Source organism: Micromonospora sp. M61 (assembly GCF_018070245.1).
Lineage (GTDB): Bacteria > Actinomycetota > Actinomycetes > Mycobacteriales > Micromonosporaceae > Micromonospora > Micromonospora zamorensis.
On the sequence record NZ_JAGPYA010000001.1, the window covers coordinates 121,361 to 140,044 of the forward strand.

Sequence of the window (18,684 nt, forward strand, 5' to 3'; positions counted from 1 at the left end):
GGCGACAGCGGAATCGGTCCGGGCTGCGGTGGCGCCGGGCGGCGCCGAAGGGGGATCATGGTGGCAGCCAGGCCCGGGACCCATCCGTGCGCCCGGCGCCGCAGCACGTGGCGCATCTACCGGCAGACGCCGGTCCCACCGAACTGAATGAGGATGCAATATTAATCCCATGAGAGCCCGCGTACTGGTGGTCGACGACGACCCCGCGCTCGCCGAGATGCTCGGCATCGTGCTGCGTAGTGAGGGTTTCCTGCCCTCGTTCGTAGCGGACGGCGAGCGGGCGTTGGCCGCATTTCGTGACAGTCGTCCCGATATCGTGCTGCTTGACCTGATGCTCCCCGGTATGAGCGGTATCGACGTCGCCCGGTCCATCCGGGCGGAGTCCGGCGTGCCGATTGTCATGCTGACCGCGAAGAGCGACACCGTGGATGTCGTGCTGGGCCTGGAGTCCGGTGCCGACGACTACGTGGTCAAGCCGTTCAAGCCCAAGGAGCTGGTCGCCCGGATGCGGGCCCGACTGCGCCGAGGCGAGGACGTCGCCCCCGAGATGCTGACCATCGGGCCGCCCGACAACCAGATCACCATCGACGTGCCCGCGCACACCGTCAGTCGTAACGACGAGGAGGTGAAGCTGACTCCGCTGGAGTTCGACCTGCTGGTCGCGCTCGCCCGCAAGCCACGTCAGGTCTTCACCCGTGAGGTGCTGCTGGAGCAGGTCTGGGGTTACCGGCACGCGGCCGACACCCGCCTGGTCAACGTGCATGTCCAGCGGTTGCGGGCCAAGATCGAGCCGGACCCGGAGCGACCGGAAATCATCCTCACCGTGCGGGGCGTGGGTTACAAGGCGGGGACCGGATAGCCTGGTCGCACTGTGTCGACCACGCCCCCACCCTCCCCGAGTACGCCTGCCCGCCGGCCCAGCGCCGGCGGGGAGGTCTGGCGTGCGGTGAGCGGCCGGGTCGCCCGCGTGGTGGCCCGGGTGCACCAGACCTGGCGGCGCTCGCTCCAGGTGCGGGTCGTGACCATCACGCTGGTCGCGTCCAGTCTGCTGGTCGGCGGTTTCGCGTTCCTGATCGCCGACAAGATCACCACCATCCTGCTCGACAGCGCCCGCAGCGACGTCCGGCAGAGGGTGACCGGCGGCGCCAGCTATGCCGCCAAGCAGGTCTCGCTCTACGGCCAGCCGCAGGAGGCGCAGCTCCAGGAGACCATCGACGGCACTGTCAACTACCTCGCCGGTGGCGACCCTCAGCAGACCAGCGGGGTGGTGGTGGCGATCACGGCCAACGACTATCCCAGCGAGATCCAGACGCGCACCGCGCCCTCCGCGAACGTCCAACAGCTGATCAGCCCGGAGCTGCGGGCCGCGATCGCCGACGGCAAGGTCGCCAGCCAGATCCGCACCGGCCGGCTCACGGGGAAGTCCACCAAATACCTCGTGTACGGGTCGCCGGTGCCCACCAGCTTCGGCCAGATCGAGCTCTACTATCTGGTGCCGCTGACCGGGCAGGACAAGACCGCCGCCGACGCCCGAGCCACAGTGGTGGCCACCGGGGTCGCCCTGGTGATCCTGCTCGGGCTGCTCGCGGCGCTGGTCACCCGCCTGGTGGTCAACCCGGTCCGGGTCGCCGCGCGCACCGCCCAGCGGCTCTCCGCCGGGCTGCTCGACCAGCGGATGGTGGTCAACGGCGAGGACGACCTCGCCCTGCTGGCCGCCTCGTTCAACCAGATGGCCACCAACCTGCAACGGCAGATCCTGCGCCTGGAGGAGATGTCCCGGCTGCAGCGCCGCTTCACCTCGGACGTCTCGCACGAGCTGCGTACCCCGCTGACTACGGTCCGGATGGCCGCTGACCTGATCTTCGCCGAGCGCGACGAGTTCGACCCGGCGGTGGCCCGCAGCGCCGAGCTGCTCCAAGCCGAGCTGGACCGGTTCGAGGAGTTGCTCACCGACCTGTTGGAGATCAGCCGGTTCGACGCCGGTTTCGCCATGCTGGATTCCGAGCCGACCGACTTGGTGCCGGTGGTGCACCGGGTGGTCGACCGGCTGGCCGGCCTGGCCGAGCGGGTGGGCGTCCCGATCGAGCTCGACCTGCCGGGCGCGCCGGTGATCGCCGAGGTCGACCCGCGCCGGGTCGAGCGGATCCTGCGCAACCTGGTCGGCAACGCCGTCGAGCACGGCGAGGCCCGTCCGGTTCTGATCACCCTCGGCGCCGACGAGACCGCAGTGGCGATCACCGTGCGCGACCGGGGTGTGGGGCTCAAGGTGGGCGAGGAGAAGCTGGTGTTCAACCGGTTCTGGCGGGCGGACCCGTCCCGGGCTCGGCAGACCGGTGGCACCGGCCTTGGCCTGTCGATCAGCCTGGAGGACGCCCGTCTGCACGGCGGCTGGCTGGAGGCGTGGGGTGCTCCCGGGCAGGGCGCGCAGTTCCGGCTCACTCTGCCGGCCCGCGCCGGCGATCGGCTGACCACCTCGCCGCTGCGGCTGGTGCCGGCCGACGCCGCGCTGCCCTTCGGTGGCCCTCGCGACGGTGGCCCGCTGGCCATCGGCCCGGGCACCGGCGGGGCGGTGGCGATCGGCCCGGCGCCGACCGGGGACGGACAGCGGGCGGAGGTGCGCTCATGAGACGGCCCTCTCTGCTCGGGGCACTCGGTGTGGTGGTGCTGCTCGGTGCTGGCTGCGGCATCCCGGCCGGATCCGACGTGCGGGTGGACGGCAAGGGCGGGGCTGTGACCGGGGCCGGCGGGTTCGACGTCCGGCGCAGTGAGCCGCCGACGCGGACCGCCGGCGGCAGCGACAACGAGGTGTTCCTGCGCAACTTCCTGTCCGCCGCCGCCGGCGAGCCGGACCGGGCGTACGAGCGGGTCAAGGCATTCGTCGCCCCGGAGGACAAGTCCCGTCTGCAGGACAAGAAGGGCAGCGAGGTCGCGCTGAACGTGGTCCGGCTGCGCGAGGCGGTCTACACACTCAACAGCGACTCGACCACCACCGTGAAGATCACGGTGCAGCAGCTCGGTGTGCTGCGGGCCAACGGCACCCTCGCCCCGGCCGAGGCGACCGTGTCGGAATACGAGTTCGGGCTGCGCAGCGCGGCGTTGGACGGCGGCGCCAATGACGAGCGCGCCGGTCTCTACGTCCTCGACCCGCCGAACGTGCTGCTGCTCAGCGACGTCGCCCTCAAGCAGTACTACCAGGAGGAGACGATCTACTTCTGGAGTTCCGACCGCAGCCGGCTGGTGCCCGACCAGCGCTACCGGCCGGTGGCGGTGCCCAACGAGCGCCGGGTCAACGAGGTCGTGAAGTGGCTGGTCGGCGGCCCTTCCGACTGGCTGCGCCCGGGTGTCGTCGGGCTGCCCGACCGCACCGAGCTGATCAACAATGCCACCGGCGCGAACAACCGGTGGGAGGTCAACCTGGACATGTCCGGTGACGACCAGAACGGCATCGACCAGCTGATCACCCAGCTCGCCTGGTCACTGGGCGACCTGACGGGCGAGCTGGAGTTGAAGATCCGCAACAACTCGCAGCCCGTGCAGGACCTGAACGAACGGCGCAACTCCCAGCAGCTCTACCCGAACGCCCAGAGCCCACAGCGGTTCGGCGTGTACGAGGGCGCCATCCACCCGCTCGACTTCGAGGGCGAACTCAGCGGGATGGTGCCGCTGGCGCCCGAGGTCAACCGCAACATCGTCTCCGCCGGCCTGGCGTTGGCCCGGGATCAGCGGGTCCTCGCCGGGATGGTGGTCAACGGCAGCAGCAGTGGCCGGTACCGCCTCGCCGTGGGCACGGGTATCGCGCCGGTGTCGGTCATCAACCGCAGTGGCACCGAATACTCCTCGATGAGCCGACCGGTCTGGCTGCGTACCGTCGACTCCCGTGCCGATCGCGGCCTGGTCGTGGCCGACGGGCAGCTCTACCGGTTCGACGAAGCGGCGCGGATGTATCCGGTGCCGCTCAACCTGCCCACCGCTGACGTCACAGCGGTGGCCGCCGCGCTGGACGGTCAGCGGGTCGCGGTGATCGCCGGTGGAAAGCTCTACGTCGCCGCGGTCAACCTGGACGGCGGCGGCGTCTCCATCGGGCCGCCGAGGCAACTGCCCACCTCGCTGACCGGCCTCACGGCGGTCGACTGGGGCAGGGAGGACCGACTGGTGGTGGCGGGGTCCGCAGGCCAACAGGCGATCTACGAGATCAGCGTGGACGGCGCCGTGGAGACGCCCCTGCGGACCGACGTGGGCGCCAAGGTCAACCACCTGACGGCATACCCGACCAACCGCGTCGTGCGGGTCCCCAGCGGGGCCTACATGTACGAGGCGAACGGGGTGGCCTACCGCAGCAGCCCGTTCGAGCGGATCGAGCCGGACCGCGTGCGGGACATCGCCCCGGTGCCGGCCGGCGTCCGACCGAGCAACCCGTCGGCACCGTTCTTCCTCTACTGACACGGTGAGCGGGCTCTGGGCGGACCTCACCGACCTGGTGCTGCCCGCCACCTGCGCGGGTTGTCGGGAGCGCCGGGCCGGCCTGCGGCACGGGGTCTGCCCGGCCTGCGTCGAGGCACTGGACGCGCTGCGTCCACGATCGGTCCGCCCTACACCCGCCCCGCCGGGCCTGCCGTCCTGCGTCGCCCTCGGGCCGTACGCGGGCCCGCTGCGCGAGGCGCTGCTGGCGTACAAGGAACACGGCCGACACGGTCTGGCCCGCCCACTCGGGGCCCTGCTCGCCGAGGTCGTCGCGGCGGCGGTCGGCGTGGCCCGTCCGGTGGCGCTGGTCCCGGTCCCGGACACGGCGGCGGCAGCCCGCTCCCGGTACGGGGATCACCTGGACCGGCTCGCCCGGCACTGCGCGGCCCGGCTCAACCGGGGCGGCTGGGCGGCGCAGGTGCATCGTCCGCTGCGGGCGTTGCCCCGCCCGGACTCGGTGACCCTGGACAGCACCGGGCGGGCGGCCGCGGCCGAGGCCGCGTTCCAGCCCCGCTCCGCCGCGCCTGGCTGGCCCCGTGCCGCAGCCGCGCCCCCGGTCGTGGTGCTGCTCGACGACATCGTCACCACCGGCGTCACCCTGGCCGCCGCGACCAAGGCGCTGACTGCGACCGGGTGGGCACCGAGTGTCGCCGCGGTGCTCGCGGCGACCGAGAAAAGACACCAGTCGTAACCGATCGTGTTTCCGTTTCACCCGTTGGTGTATGAGCTGCGAAAAATCCTGGGCCGTCTCGGCAACATGGGGTGACTGTCGCGCGAACAGGAGTTAGCGTTTCGCTGTCGGGGGTAGGAGGTTCGTTCCACCCCGCCCCCGGCGGTGAGAGGAGGCGTAGCCGTACCAACCGGTCGACGCCAGCGGGTCTCCCCACGGCGCGCGACCGGGTAACCGGATCGAAGACCGTCCGAACAAGGGAGGTCACGTGGACATCGTGGTCAAGGGCCGAAACGTCGAAGTACCGGACCATTACCGGGTGCACGTAGCCGAGAAACTCGCAAAGATCGAACGCTACGACCACAAACTTATTCGTGTCGATGTCGAGCTTTTTCACGAGCGCAATCCGCGCCAAGCCGACCACTGCCAGCGGGTGGAGATCACCTGCATTTCCCGGGGCCCGGTCATTCGGGCCGAGGCGTGCACCAACGACTTCTACAGCGCGCTCGACGCGGCCATCGCGAAGCTCGACACCCGGCTGCGCCGCGCGGCCGACCGCCGCCGCGTACACCGGGGTCGGCAGACGCCGATCTCCGTCGCCGAGGCCACCGCGGGCCTGCCGGTCGCGGACCTGGTGGCCCCCGCCCTGAGCGCGCCGGCTGACGGCGCCCGCGCCGGCACCGCCGTCGCGGAGCGGGTCGAGGAGGAGTACGACGACCAGCAGCCGTGGCACATCGCCCGGGAGAAGGTGCACCCGGCGGAGCCGATGACGATCGACGACGCGCTGTTCGAGATGGAACTGGTCGGGCACGACTTCTACCTGTTCCAGGACAAGGAGTCCGGCCGCCCGAGCGTCGTCTACCGGCGCCACGCGTACGACTACGGCATCATCTCCCTCGCCACCGACCGGTAACGAGACGCGTTGATCAGGGAGTTGAGGTGGGAAGCCCCCGCCACAACTCCCTGATCCGTCAACGGAGGTCGGTGGGCAGCAGCGCGAAGGTCAGGTCGTCCAGGCGGGTGCCGGCCAGCCCGGGCAGACGGCCCCGTTGCAGGGCCTCGCGCTCGAACCCGACCCGCTCCAGCACGCGGTGCGACGCGGTGTTGTCCGGCACCGTGCCGGCGGTCAGCCGCGCCATCCCGGCTGGGCCGAACGCCCAGCCGGCGAGCAGTCGGATCGCCCGCGTCGCGTACCCCCGGCCGCGCCAGTCCGGCAGCAGCGCATAGCCGACCGACGCCTCGCCACTGGCCACGTCGGTGTACGACAGCCCGCAACTGCCCGCCGGCTCCCCGCTGGCCACGTCCGTGATCAGCAGCCGGGCGATGTCGCCGGTCAGCCATCCGCTCTCCGCGAGACAGCAGCGCCGTTCGATCGCCTCCCGCGTCGGCGGTACGGGCGGTGCCTGGTTCGCCACCACCTCGGGTCGGCTGTGCAGCCGGTACATCAGCTCCGCATCGCCGGGCGCGAGCCGGCGCAGCGCCACCACCTGATCGGTGAGCACACCGTCGGGCAGATCGGGCAGCAGCCGGGCGGTCGGGCCGGGCGGATCCCCGGCGAGGCGTACCCAGGCCAGCAGATCGTGCCGCCCCGTGTCCCGGTTGCAACCGGCCGACCGCCGCGAACCCTCGTAGCGGAAGCCGGCGGCCAGCGCGACCCGCTGGCTCGGCCCGTTCTCCGCGTCGGTGAGCAGTTCCAACCGGGCCGTCCCGGCGGCGAACGCGTGCTCGCTCAGCGCGCGGGTCGCCGCCGCGGCCACCCCGCGCCCGCGCGCCCCCGCCCGCACCCAGTAGCCGATCTCGGCCTGGCCCCGGGTGGGCACCGGATTGCTCAGCCCCACCGTGCCGAGCAGCCGGTCGGTGGCCGGGTCCGCGATGGCGTACGCGGCGCCGCCGCCGGCCCAGGCCGCGGGAGCGCCGGCGTCGATCCACCAGCGGGCGTCGGTCTCGGTGTACGGCGACGGCAGCCCCGAGATGAACCGCTGGGTCAGCGGATCCGCGCAGCCGTCGATCACGTCGGCGATGTCCTCGGCGCGGAATGGTCGCAGTCGCACCCCGTGCGCCTCGACGACCTGCTCAAGGCTCATGTCAGGTCCTTGCTGAGCAACGAGGCCACCCAGACGTCGACCCGCTCGCCGCGGTGCTGCACCCCGCCCCGGGCCGTTCCCTCGAACGTGAAGCCCGCCTTCTCGGCCACCCGGCGGGAGGCGGTGTTGCCCACGTTCGCCTTCCACTCGATCCGGGCCAGGCCCAGCGTCGTGAAACCCCAGGCGCTGAGCGCGACCAGCGCGGCCGGCATGTACCCGCGGCCACGGGCCGCCGGGGCGGTCATGAAGCCCACGTCTGCCAGCAGCGCGTCGGCGGGGGAGAGCCGCAGGTCGAGCGAGCCCGCGTACCGGTCGTCCGCGTCGGCGATCACGAAGTGGGCGGCGTCCCCCCGGGCCCAGGCGTCCTGGCCGTGGATCCGGTAACCCTGCGCGTCGGCGCGGTCGTACGGGTCCGGCACCGTCGTCCAGCGGACGGACTCCGGGTCCTGACAGGTCTGCACCACGGCGTCCAGGTCCTGCTCCTCCATGGGGCGCAGGCGTATCTCGCCGGCGCCGGCCGTGGCGAACAGGACGGGCTGCGGGCGGCCGAAGACGGCGGCCCGCCGGGCGGCGAGGGTGCCCGGGCCGGCCGGCCCGGTCGACCCGGGTGCAGGCACCTCGCCGGGCAGCAGCGACCCGATCCAGGTGTCCGCGCCACGGTCCGGCGTCGGGTGGGCCATCCGCAGCCGGCCGTCGCCCCGGAAGCCGGCGCGTAGTGCGACCAGCCGGGAGGCGTGGTTGCCCACCTCGGCGTGCCAGATCAGCCGGCGTAGCCCGAGGCTGTCGAAGGACCAGCGGGCCAGCGCCCGGGTGGCCCGTACCATCACTCCCCGGCCGCGCGCCCAGGGGGCGGTCCAGTAGCCCACCTCACCGGTGCCGGCCTGGTCGATCGAGATCAACCCGCACGAGCCGAGCAGGTCGCCGGTAGCCGGGTCGCAGACCGCGAAGGGGGCTCCGGTGCCTTCCGCCCAGGCCTGTCCGCTCATCTCGGTGACGAAACCGCGAGCGTGTTCCGGGCGGTATGGGCGGGGTACGGTTGTCCAGCGCTGAATGTCCGGGTCCTGACAGGCTCGGTGCACGGCCTCGGCGTCCGCCTCCCGCCAGGGCCGCAGCAGCACGCCGTCCTCGATGATCTCCACGGGCTCCACTCGTGCATCCTGCCGTAGCGTTCGCCGACGGCGTAACCGGATAACGTTTGGAGCGTGCGCAGGACGCGAGTTATGTCGGGTTCGGCGGGGTCGCGCACCGCCACCAGTGACCATCGGGCCGATGCAGCGCCTACGATGGTTCGAGACTGTCTAGGGGAGCGTTGATCCGTGTCGATTCTGGAAAAGGTCCTTAACGCGGGCGAGGGCCGCATGGTGCGGCGGCTCAAGGCCATCGCCAATGCCGTCAGCTCGATCGAGGACGACTACGTCAACCTCACCGACGAGGAACTGGCCGGCATGACCGAACAGTTCCGGGAGCGGCTCGACGAGGGGGAGACCCTCGACGACCTGCTGCCGGAGGCGTTCGCGGTGGCCCGTGAGGCGGCCGCCCGGGTGCTCGGCCAGCGCCCGTACGACGTCCAGGTGATGGGCGGCGCGGCTCTGCACTTCGGCAACATCGCCGAGATGAAGACCGGTGAGGGTAAGACGCTGACCTCGGTCATGGCCGTCTACCTCAACGCGCTGTCCGGCAAGGGCGTCCACGTCATCACGGTCAACGACTACCTCGCCCAGCGCGACGCGGCGTGGATGGGCCGGGTGCACGAGTTCCTCGGGCTGACCGTCGGCGTGGTGCTGCCCAACCGGCCGGCCACCGAGCACAAGGCCGCCTACGAGTGCGACATCACCTACGGCACCAACAACGAGTTCGGCTTCGACTACCTGCGCGACAACATGGCCTGGTCGAAGGAAGAGCTGGTCCAGCGCGGCCACAACTTCGCAGTGGTCGACGAGGTCGACTCCATCCTGATCGACGAGGCACGCACCCCGCTGATCATCTCCGGCCCGGCCGAGCACTCGGCCCGCTGGTACGGCGAGTTCGCCGGCGTGGTGGCCCGGCTCCAGCCCGGCACCGACGGTGAGGGCGACTACGAGGTCGACCACTCCAAGCGCACCATCGCCGTGACCGAGCGGGGTGTCGCCAAGGTCGAGGACCGGCTGGGCATCGACAACCTGTACGAGTCGGTCAACACCCCGCTGGTCGGCTACCTCAACAACGCCATCAAGGCCAAGGAGCTCTACAAGCGCGACAAGGACTACATCGTCAGCGACGGCGAGGTCCTGATCGTCGACGAGTTCACCGGTCGCATCCTGCACGGCCGTCGCTACAACGAGGGCATGCACCAGGCGATCGAGGCCAAGGAAGGGGTGGAGATCAAGCAGGAGAACCAGACCCTGGCCACGATCACCCTCCAGAACTACTTCCGCCTCTACGAGAAGCTGTCCGGGATGACCGGTACGGCGCAGACCGAGGCGAGCGAGTTCAACAAGGTCTACAAGGTCGGCGTCGTGACGATCCCGACCCACCGCCCGATGGTTCGCGAAGACCGGCCGGACGTCATCTACAAGACGGAAAAGGCCAAGTTCAACGCGGTCATCGAGGACATCGCCGAGCGGCACCAGATGGGCCAGCCGGTGCTGGTCGGCACCGTCTCGGTGGAAAACTCCGAGATCCTCTCCCAGCTCTTGCGCCGACGCGGCATCCCGCACAACGTGCTGAACGCCAAGTTCCACGCCCGGGAAGCCGAGATCGTCGCCCAGGCCGGGCGTAAGGGCGCGGTCACCGTGGCCACCAACATGGCCGGCCGCGGCACCGACATCCTCCTCGGCGGCAACCCCGAGTTCCTCGCCGCGAACGAGCTGCGCCAGCGCGGCCTCGACCCGCTGGAAAACGAGGAAGAGTACGCCAAGGCGATGGAGGAGGTCCTTCCCACGTGGAAGCAGGCCTGCGACGCCGAGGCGGACGAGGTCTCCGCCGCCGGCGGCCTCTACGTGCTGGGCACCGAGCGGCACGAGTCCCGGCGGATCGACAACCAGCTGCGCGGTCGCGCCGGCCGACAGGGTGACCCGGGCGAGTCCCGGTTCTACCTGTCCCTCCAGGACGAGCTGATGCGGCGCTTCCGGGCCGGAGCGGTCGAGGCCGTGATGGAGCGCTTCAACATCCCGGAAGACGTGCCCATCGAGTCGAAGATGGTCACCCGGCAGATCAAGAGCGCCCAGGCCCAGATCGAGGGCCAGAACGCTGAGATCCGCAAGAACGTGCTCAAGTACGACGAGGTGCTCAACAAGCAGCGCCAGGTCGTCTACGCCGAGCGGCTCCGGGTGCTCAACGGCGAAGACCTCTCCGAGCAGGTCCGCAACATGATCGACGACACCGTCGAGGCGTACGTGCGGGGTGCCACCTCCGACGGCTACGGCGAGGACTGGGACCTTGAGCAGCTCTGGTCCAGCCTGAAGCAGCTCTACCCGGTCGGTGTGACGATCGAGGAGCTGGAGGAGGAGGCCGGCGGCTCGCGTGCCGGCATGGACGCCGACTTCCTGGTCTCCCGCCTCAAGGATGACGCGAACGCCGCGTACGACCGGCGCGAGGAGCAGGTCGGCACCGAGGGGGTGCGCCAGCTCGAGCGGATGGTGCTGCTCCAGGTCATCGACCGCAAGTGGCGCGAGCACCTCTACGAGATGGACTACCTCCAGGAGGGCATCAACCTCCGGGCGTACGCCCAGCGCGACCCGGTGGTGGAATACCAGCGCGAGGGCTTCGACATGTTCGCCACCATGATGGAAGGCATCAAGGAGGAGACGGTCGGCTTCCTCTACAACGTCGACGTCCAGGTGACCGAACCGGAGCCTGAGGAGGGTTCCGAAGAGGTCGCGCTGCTCGACAAGCCGGTGGAGATCCGGGCCAAGGGCCTCAACCGCGCTCCGCAGCGGCAGGGCCTGCAATACTCCGCTCCCACCATCGACGGTGAGGCCAGCCCCGGCGCGGTCGCCGTCGAACAGGCCGAGCAGCAGGCTCCGGCGCTCGGCGTGGGTCGACCGGCCCCGGGTGCTCCCGCGGCACCGGGGCAGACCGCGCCGTCCGCCCCGCAGCGGCCCGCCTCCGGGCTTCGCGGCCCGGCGGTTCCGTCCGCCGCTTCCCGCCGGCCGGCAGCGAACCAGGCCGAGGCGAGCAACGGTCCGTCCCGCAACGCGCCGTGCCCGTGTGGCTCTGGCCGCAAGTACAAGCGCTGCCACGGCGCACCCAACGGCGGCAACTGACCGACAGCACCTGACGAACGGGTCCCGGCCATCAGGCCGGGACCCGTTCGTCGTCTCCCGGCGTCACGCCCCCGGTTCGCGTGGCGATGATCATCTCGGTTTTCAGGAAGTCGGGGGGTCAACGTCAGGTTGATGGCCGGATTTCCTGAAACCCGAGTTGATCAAGCCAATCCGGCCCGGTTTTGGCCGGCTTGGCCTGGCTGGCGCGGTCCGATCCGGCTCAGCACGGTGCTGCTGGTGCGGTCAGAGGACGTGCAGGGCGGTGCAGAGCCACCGGCCCCGACGGTGTTCCAGGCGGAGCGCCATTGCCCAGCTTCGGCCGCCCGCACCGGTGAGGACGGCAGCCGCCTCCACTGCGGCCTCGCGGGGTTCGCAGACGCGTAGGCGCAGCAGCCGGACGACCGGCCGGTTGGCGCGACGGCGAGGTGCGCCGGTCCGCCCGGACGCGCGGGCCAACTCGGTCAGCAGGTCACTCGCTCGGGGCGGGTCGAGCAGTGCCCGCACCTGCGCCGGGGACCGGTAGCCGTTGATCACCTCCAGGCAGGTGCCGACGAAGCGATGCGCGGCTCGGGTGGCTTCCGGGGCGGTCGCCGGTGGCAGCGGCGTTACCGGGTGGGTGGTGGACCGGCTCGGCACCGGGCGGAGTGCGCCCCGGCGCTCGGGTGGTCGGACCGGGTCTGGCCGGGTCGAGGCGAACAGGTCAAGGGCGAGTTGGCCGTGCACGGGTGCCGGCCAGTACGACCCGTCGGCCTCGTCGGCGTACGGCGGATCGATGGGTGGGACTGGGCGCAGCCGCACGGGTGGTCGGTGAGGGCCGGGTTGCGCCTGGCTCATCTTGGCCCCCTTCGATCTTGCGTTTGCGTTCGTTTGCCTCCGACTGGCCAATTCTCACGGATAAAGAGGCCTCGGTCAATGGTTGAGCGACGACCCTGCCGAGCGCACGGCTTGATCCACTCGGGTTTGCCGAAGTCGCGGTATCCGCACGGCCTGGACACCGCGCTTTCCTTGAAACGGAGTGGATCAAGCACCGGCGGTGAGTCGGCGGCGCTGAGACGCGGGGGCGCCAGCCGCTGCTACTCCGGGTCGCGATCGACCAGGGGGTTGCTCTGGACCCACTCCGCAGTCTCGTCGTACTTGCGCGCTATGTACTCCTCCAGGCGCGCGCGCTCGACGCGCCACTGGCCGCGTCCACCGATCTTGATCGCGGGCAGTTCACCGCTGCGCACCATGTGGTAGACCTGCGAGTCCGACACATTCAGCTCGGTGGCTACGTCGGAGAGCAGCAGGAACCTCGGCTCCACAGGAACTCCCGGGGTTGATGTCGTTTGGCTCAGTTTGCCACCGACAGCCCGTGCCGCCCAGCGCCGGGCCGTCAGAGTGGCCAGCCGGACACACCGGCCGGGAACTTCCACCGACCGGAGGCGGGGGTGTATGACGGTCACGGCGTGCGGCATGATCTGCGCCCGTGCCGGCGGCCGCCGGTGGTGGACGAAGCGGGGAGACGACCGGTGACCGAGGAGCTTGTCCGGGTGTACGTGCCGGCGACCGTACCGATGCTGACCCGGCTGCGTGAGGAGGGGTTGGCTGCCGACGATGCGCATGCCGTGACCCCGGCGCTGCGTGAGTGGTACGCCGAGGGCGACGAGGAGGAGTTGGAGTACGTCGCGTTCACGCGGGCCGCCCAGGACGCGCTGCACCTGCTCCGGGAGGACCCGACGGCGCCCCGCCGCCGCGTCGTCGTTTCGGTCGACCTGCCGGCCGGCGCGGTCGGGCGGGGCGACGGTGAGCTGGGTTCCAGCATGGTGACGTTGGCCGACGCCGTGCCGGTTGGTGCCATCGCGGCCATCCACGTGGATGGAGCGGACGCGGTCGAGGACGTCACGGCGGCGGCCGACGTGGTGACCGAGGCCGCCGCTGGCGACCCCGATGCCCAGTTCGCCGTCGACGGCGCTGAGGACCACGAGCTGGAGTGGTACGACGTGACGGAGCTGGACCTGCTGCTGCGCGCAGTCAACTGAGCCGGACGCCGGACGCCGGACGCCGGACGCCGGACGCCGGACGCCGGACGCCGGACGCCGGACGCCGGACGCCGGACGCCGGACGCCGGACGCCGGCCGACGGACGCCGGACGCCGGCCGACGTCAGCGGGACGGGTCGGCCTTGGCCGGGTCCGCGTCGAACGTGCCGAACGTCTCGGCCGGGCTGGCCTCGTCGTCCTCGGGGTCGACCCGGGCCGCGACGGGCTCGGGGTTGTCGTCGGGTTCGTCGTCGGTGTGGGCCGGGCCGAGGGTGCGGCCGAACGCGATGAGCGCGGTCAGCGCCCCCACGAAGAGCACCCAGATTCCGTTGTCCACCCGCGACGTGCCCAGCGAGGTCTGCGCCACCGCGTCCGCTTCGCTGAGCGCGCTGGCCAGGTCGAGCAGCGACCGGCCCCCGACCCGGATGATCATCTCGGCGAGCAGCAGGAGCAGGCCGGGGCCGGCGCCGGCGAGCAGGTACGCCGGCCAGCGCAGCGCCGGGGCCGCGGGATCGTGGCGGAGGGCCCGACGCCGCGCCCAGGTCAGGTAGCCGAAGGCGAGGAGCCCGGCGAGGAGCCCGGCGACGAGTGACTCGGTGCGGGACACCCACTTGGCCGCGTTGACCACCGACTCCTGGCTGTCGCCGGCCCCGAAGAGGTCGAACAGCGGGTCCCGGGCGCGGCTGAACGCGACCACGAAGATCAGGGTGCCCAGCGCGGCGGTCACCACAGCGCCGACCGCCGGAGCGGACCGTGCGCCGGCCACCGCGCCACCGATGATCGCCGCCGCCGCCGTGGTGCCGGCGATCACGTTGGTGGTCGAGGTGTCGAAGTAGGTGAGGTTGATCGCCAGCGCGGCAGCCAGACCGACGAGCATCCCGCCACCGATCGCCCCGGCGAAGCGCAGGGTGACCCATTCGCCGTACCGGCGGGACAGCAGGTTGCCCGCGGCCAGCGCGACGGCCGCGCCGGCCACCAGCGCGGCCGAGATCACGCCGGGCAGGGCGAACGCGGAGAGGCTGATCGCGGTGACCCCGGCGGCCGCCGAGGTGGTGGCCTCCCGGGTGGACCAGAGCATGGCGGTCAGCCACCCGAGCGCCAGCAGCGCGAGGATCGCCGCGCCGGGGGCGGGCAGCGGCCGGCTGCTGGGGCTGGCCGCGTCGGCCGACGGGTCGTCCGACTCCGCGGCCGGGACGCGGCCGGGCTGCTTGGTCATCGTCTCCCCTTCGAGGCGGCAGGTCACCGACCATTCAGGGTACGCGGGCCCGCCGGGTCACCCGCCGCCCCGGGACGACCGCGAGCGGGTACGCCGGGGCGGGGCTCCCCGGGTGTGCAGGCGACGCGGTCACTCGACGGGCGGGTGAGGGGCTGCCGGCGTACGGGCGGGTCGTCGGATCGAGCTCGATCGGTAAGGGGAGGAGGGGTGGGTCGGTCCTTGGCGAGGGCGGTGGCGGAAGTGGGGCGTGCAGCCCTTCGTGGGAGAATCACGGGAGGTCCCGCCGCTGCTCGGCCCTCCCGGGTAGCGTCCGGTGTCCGGCCGTCCGGTCGGTGCCTGCGGGTCCGGTTTCGCCACTGCTGTCGAGATCGCCAGGAGCCTTGATGGATGCCGTGTTCTCCGTTCCCGAGCCGCGCAACGAGCCGGTTCGCAACTACGAGCCGGGCAGCCCCGACCGGGACCGGCTCCAGCGGCGGCTGACCGAGCTCGCCGCCGAGCGCATCGACCTGCCGATGACCATTGCTGGCGAGCAGCGGATGGCTGCCGGTGACTCGATCGACGTGGTGCAGCCGCACCGGCACGCGCACGTGCTGGGCGTGACCGGGCACGCCACCCACGACGACGCCCACGCCGCGATCAAGGCGGCCAAGGACGCCGCCCCGATGTGGCGGGCGCTGCCGTTCGAGGAGCGCGCCGCGATCTTCCTGCGCGCCGCCGAGCTGCTCGCCGGGCCGTGGCGCGACACGCTCAACGCCGCCACCATGCTGGGCCAGTCGAAGACCGCGATCCAGGCGGAGATCGACGCCGCCTGCGAGTTCATCGACTTCCTCCGGTTCAACGTGCACTTCGCCCGCCGCCTGCTGGAAGAGCAGCCCGCGTCCTCGCCGGGGGTCTGGAACCGGTTCGACCACCGCCCGCTGGAGGGCTTCGTCTACGCGGTCACCCCGTTCAACTTCACCGCCATCGCGGGCAACCTGCCGTCGGCGCCGGCCCTGCTGGGCAACACGGTGATCTGGAAGCCGGGCCCGACCCAGCAGTTCGCCGCGCACTTCACCATGCGGCTGTTCGAGGCCGCCGGCCTGCCGCCCGGCGTGATCAACATGGTCACCGGTCGTGGCGAGGAGGTGTCCGACGTCGTGCTCGCCGACCCGGACCTGGCCGGCATCCACTTCACCGGCTCGACCAAGGTCTTCCAGCAGTTGTGGCGGACCGTTGGCGACAACATCGCCCGTTACCGGGGCTACCCGCGCCTCGTCGGCGAGACCGGCGGCAAGGACTTCGTGGTCGCGCACACCAGTGCCGACGTGGACGCCCTGCACACCGCGCTGATCCGTGGCGCCTACGAATACCAGGGTCAGAAGTGCTCGGCGGCCTCGCGGGCGTACGTGCCGCGTTCGATCTGGGAGGGTGGCCTGCGCGACCGGCTGGCCGCCACCACCGATTCGCTGACGTACGGCGACGTGGCCGACTTCAGCAACTTCGGCGGCGCGGTGATCGACGACAAGGCCTTCGCCCGGCACACCGCGGCGCTGGAGCTGATCGCCGGTGACGACTCCTGCCGGGTGCTGGCCGGTGGCACCGCCGACGACTCGGTCGGCTACTTCGTCCGGCCGACGCTCTTCGAGTGCGGCGACGCCGCCCACGAGACCTTCACCACCGAATACTTCGGGCCGATCCTGGGCGTGCACGTGTTCGACGACGCCCGCTTCGACGACGTGGTGGCGCAGGCCGAGTCGATCGCCCCGTACGCGCTGACCGGCTCGGTGTTCGCCACCGACCGCCGGGTGGTCGACGCGGTCGCCGAGCGCATGCGGTACGCGGCCGGCAACTTCTACATCAACGACAAGCCGACCGGCGCGGTGGTCGGGCAGCAGCCCTTCGGCGGCGCCCGGGCCAGCGGCACCAACGACAAGGCGGGCTCCTGGCTCAACCTGGTCCGCTGGGTGTCGCCGCGGACGATCAAGGAGACCTTCGTGCCGCCGACCGACCACACGTACCCCCACATGGGCTGACCCTGCGGCGACGACCCGCCGGCGGTGCGCGGAGCCGCCGGTGGGTCGGCCGAGGGTCCTGATCCATCGAAAGTCCTCAACGGACAGTCTGTCGCCGACAGTGCACTTAGGAAGTCCTGTTGGGTGGCAAACTGGCAAATCCTGGACGCCGCGTGCGCAAAGTGGCAGCGTAGTGGGCATGGCGGATTCCGGAGTCAACCCTACGGCGGCGGCCCTGCTCGGGCTCCTCCACGAGGGCCCGATGACAGGCGGTCAGTTGATGGCCGCCGCTGAGCGCCGTCTGGCGCCGTACTGGTCGATGACCCGCAGCCAGGTCTACCGCGAATTGCCGGTGCTGGCCGAGCGGGGTTTCGTGCGTCTCGGTAAGCCGGGGCCGCGGATGAGCCAGCCGTACGCACTCACCGCCAGTGGGAAACGGACGTTTTCCCGCTGGCTGGCGGAGAACCCGGGGCGGGACACCATCCGCAACCCGATCGCGCTGCGGATGGCGTTCGGCAACCTGCACTCGGCCAGCCAGCTGAAGGGCCTGTACGCCTCGGCCAACGAATACCACACCGAGGCCCTCGCCCAGGTCCGGGAACAGGTCAAGAACGCCAAACGGGACGGCGAGACGTACGACGCCAGCGCGCTGGAGTTCGCCGTCGCCTACCACCGGGCCGCCCTGTCGTGGTTGAAGACCGCCCCCGTCGGGTGACGCCGGGCGGGTTCGCCCACCGGCAACGAGCTGAGCAGCCTGCAATGGCGCAGCGTCAATTTGGCGTCGGCCTGCGGGGCTCGCAAGCTCACTCCTCGCCCGCGCAGTACGCTTATCTGTCGTGACCGCTGCCGATTACGCCGAACAGCTCAAGGAACTCGACGCGACCCTGCGAAACATCGAGGCCGTCCTCAACCTCGACCGCCTCCACGAGGACAAGGCCCGCCTTGAGCAGGAGGCGTCCGCCCCCGACCTCTGGGACGACCAGGCCAAGGCTCAGCAGGTGACCTCACAGCTGTCGTACGTCAACGGCGAGATCAGCAAGCTGGGCAGTCTGCGTTCCCAGCTCGACGACGCCCGGGTGCTGCTGGAGCTGGCCGAGGCCGAATCCGACCCGGGTGTGCTCACCGAGGTCGAGGGTGAGATCACCGGGCTGACCAAGGCCATCCAGGAGATGGAGGTCCGCACCCTGCTCTCCGGCGAGTACGACTCCCGGGAGGCGCTGGTCGCCATCCGGGCCGGCGCCGGTGGCGTGGACGCGGCGGACTTCGCCGAGATGCTGCTGCGGATGTACCTGCGCTGGGCGGAGCGGCACGGCTACCCGACCGAGGTCTACGAGACCTCGTACGCCGAGGAGGCGGGCCTGAAGTCGGCCACCTTCGCGGTGAAGGTGCCGTACGCCTACGGCACGCTCAGCGTCGAGTCGGGCACCCACCGGCTGGTCCGGATCAGCCCGTTCGACAACCAGGGCCGTCGGCAGACCAGCTTCGCGGGCGTCGAGGTCCTGCCGGTCACCGAGCAGACCGACCACATCGACATCCCGGAGAACGAGGTACGCGTCGACGTCTACCGCTCCTCCGGCCCCGGTGGGCAGAGCGTCAACACCACCGACTCGGCGGTCCGGCTGACCCACATCCCGACCGGCATCGTGGTGACCTGCCAGAACGAGAAGTCCCAGTTGCAGAACAAGGCCTCCGCGCTGCGGGTGCTCCAGGCCCGGCTCCTGGAGCGCAAGCGCCAGGAGGAGGAAGAGAAGATGGCCGGCCTCAAGAGCGGCGGCACCAGCTCGTGGGGCGACCAGATGCGCTCCTACGTCCTGCACCCGTATCAGATGGTGAAGGATCTCCGAACTGAGCAGGAGACCGGCAATCCGAGCGGGGTCTTCGACGGCGACCTCGACGAATTCATCGAGGCCGGCATCCGTTGGCGCAAGCAGCGTCAACTCGCCAACGACGGTGCGTGACGGCTCGCGGGCGGAGCGCGTCATCGATCTCCAGGTAGAGGCC

15 protein-coding genes are annotated in these 18,684 nt (G+C 71.0%); 10 read left to right on the forward strand and 5 right to left on the reverse strand.

The genetic code is table 11. The annotated features are described in order from the left end of the window. The first annotated feature begins 169 nt into the window (after positions 1 to 169). From mtrA to hpf, 5 genes are all read left to right on the forward strand, one after another. A complete protein-coding gene (gene mtrA, locus KBX34_RS00575; protein ID WP_030331519.1) occupies positions 170 to 859 on the forward strand; it encodes an MtrAB system response regulator MtrA in 690 nt (229 codons plus the stop codon). Positions 860 to 871: 12 nt separating this feature from the next. Continuing rightward, positions 872 to 2,626: an MtrAB system histidine kinase MtrB gene (gene mtrB / locus KBX34_RS00580; protein ID WP_210793184.1), complete on the forward strand. Its 1,755-nt coding sequence runs from the start codon at positions 872 to 874 to the stop codon at positions 2,624 to 2,626. Continuing rightward, positions 2,623 to 4,440 carry an LpqB family beta-propeller domain-containing protein gene (locus KBX34_RS00585; protein WP_210922623.1) on the forward strand — a complete coding sequence of 606 codons (1,818 nt, stop codon included), beginning with the start codon at positions 2,623 to 2,625 and terminating at the stop codon, positions 4,438 to 4,440. Before mtrB ends, KBX34_RS00585 begins: the two co-directional genes overlap by 4 nt. Positions 4,441 to 4,477: 37 nt before the next feature. Beyond that, positions 4,478 to 5,152 (forward strand): ComF family protein, encoded by a 675-nt coding sequence (locus tag KBX34_RS00590; RefSeq protein ID WP_210922769.1) that lies wholly within the window; start codon positions 4,478 to 4,480, stop codon positions 5,150 to 5,152. Between the two features lie 247 nt (positions 5,153 to 5,399). Beyond that, positions 5,400 to 6,044, forward strand: coding sequence for a ribosome hibernation-promoting factor, HPF/YfiA family (hpf, locus tag KBX34_RS00595; RefSeq protein WP_088946321.1), 645 nt, complete (start codon positions 5,400 to 5,402; stop codon positions 6,042 to 6,044). A 58-nt stretch (positions 6,045 to 6,102) separates the two neighbouring features. On the opposite strand, the gene KBX34_RS00600 is transcribed toward hpf, so the two are convergent. Then, entirely contained in the window at positions 6,103 to 7,215 is a 1,113-nt protein-coding gene (locus tag KBX34_RS00600; RefSeq protein ID WP_210922625.1) for a GNAT family N-acetyltransferase, read from the reverse strand. Continuing rightward, positions 7,212 to 8,363 (reverse strand): GNAT family N-acetyltransferase, encoded by a 1,152-nt coding sequence (locus tag KBX34_RS00605; RefSeq protein ID WP_210922627.1) that lies wholly within the window; start codon positions 8,361 to 8,363, stop codon positions 7,212 to 7,214. Before KBX34_RS00605 ends, KBX34_RS00600 begins: the two co-directional genes overlap by 4 nt. Before the next feature lie 168 nt (positions 8,364 to 8,531). Between KBX34_RS00605 and secA the strand changes: the two genes are divergently transcribed. Then, positions 8,532 to 11,459, forward strand: a complete 2,928-nt coding sequence (secA, locus tag KBX34_RS00610) for a preprotein translocase subunit SecA (protein WP_210922629.1) — start codon at positions 8,532 to 8,534, stop codon at positions 11,457 to 11,459. Between the two features lie 243 nt (positions 11,460 to 11,702). Here secA and KBX34_RS00615 read toward each other — a convergent pair whose 3' ends face one another. Continuing rightward, positions 11,703 to 12,293 (reverse strand): Rv3235 family protein, encoded by a 591-nt coding sequence (locus tag KBX34_RS00615; protein WP_141907976.1) that lies wholly within the window; start codon positions 12,291 to 12,293, stop codon positions 11,703 to 11,705. 239 nt (positions 12,294 to 12,532) lie between these two features. Further along, positions 12,533 to 12,760, reverse strand: a complete 228-nt coding sequence (locus KBX34_RS00620; RefSeq protein WP_088946326.1) for a helix-turn-helix domain-containing protein — start codon at positions 12,758 to 12,760, stop codon at positions 12,533 to 12,535. 207 nt (positions 12,761 to 12,967) lie between these two features. On the opposite strand from KBX34_RS00620, the gene KBX34_RS00625 reads away from it, so the two are divergent. After that, entirely contained in the window at positions 12,968 to 13,477 is a 510-nt protein-coding gene (locus tag KBX34_RS00625) for a hypothetical protein (RefSeq protein ID WP_210793177.1), read from the forward strand. Positions 13,478 to 13,600: 123 nt separating this feature from the next. On the opposite strand, the gene KBX34_RS00630 is transcribed toward KBX34_RS00625, so the two are convergent. After that, the gene (locus KBX34_RS00630) at positions 13,601 to 14,692 is read right to left on the reverse strand and encodes a hypothetical protein (RefSeq protein ID WP_247671279.1); all 1,092 of its coding nucleotides are present in this window, start codon (positions 14,690 to 14,692) and stop codon (positions 13,601 to 13,603) included. A 383-nt stretch (positions 14,693 to 15,075) separates the two neighbouring features. Here KBX34_RS00630 and pruA point away from each other — a divergent pair, with 383 nt between their 5' ends. The 3 genes from pruA (at position 15,076) to prfB (ending at position 18,641) form a co-directional block, all read left to right on the forward strand. After that, entirely contained in the window at positions 15,076 to 16,704 is a 1,629-nt protein-coding gene (gene pruA, locus KBX34_RS00635; RefSeq protein WP_099850729.1) for an L-glutamate gamma-semialdehyde dehydrogenase, read from the forward strand. A gap of 178 nt (positions 16,705 to 16,882) precedes the next feature. Beyond that, a complete protein-coding gene (locus tag KBX34_RS00640; protein ID WP_099850731.1) occupies positions 16,883 to 17,398 on the forward strand; it encodes a PadR family transcriptional regulator in 516 nt (171 codons plus the stop codon). 121 nt (positions 17,399 to 17,519) lie between these two features. Next, positions 17,520 to 18,641, forward strand: a complete 1,122-nt coding sequence (gene prfB / locus KBX34_RS00645) for a peptide chain release factor 2 (protein ID WP_088946330.1) — start codon at positions 17,520 to 17,522, stop codon at positions 18,639 to 18,641. Positions 18,642 to 18,684 lie beyond the last annotated feature (43 nt).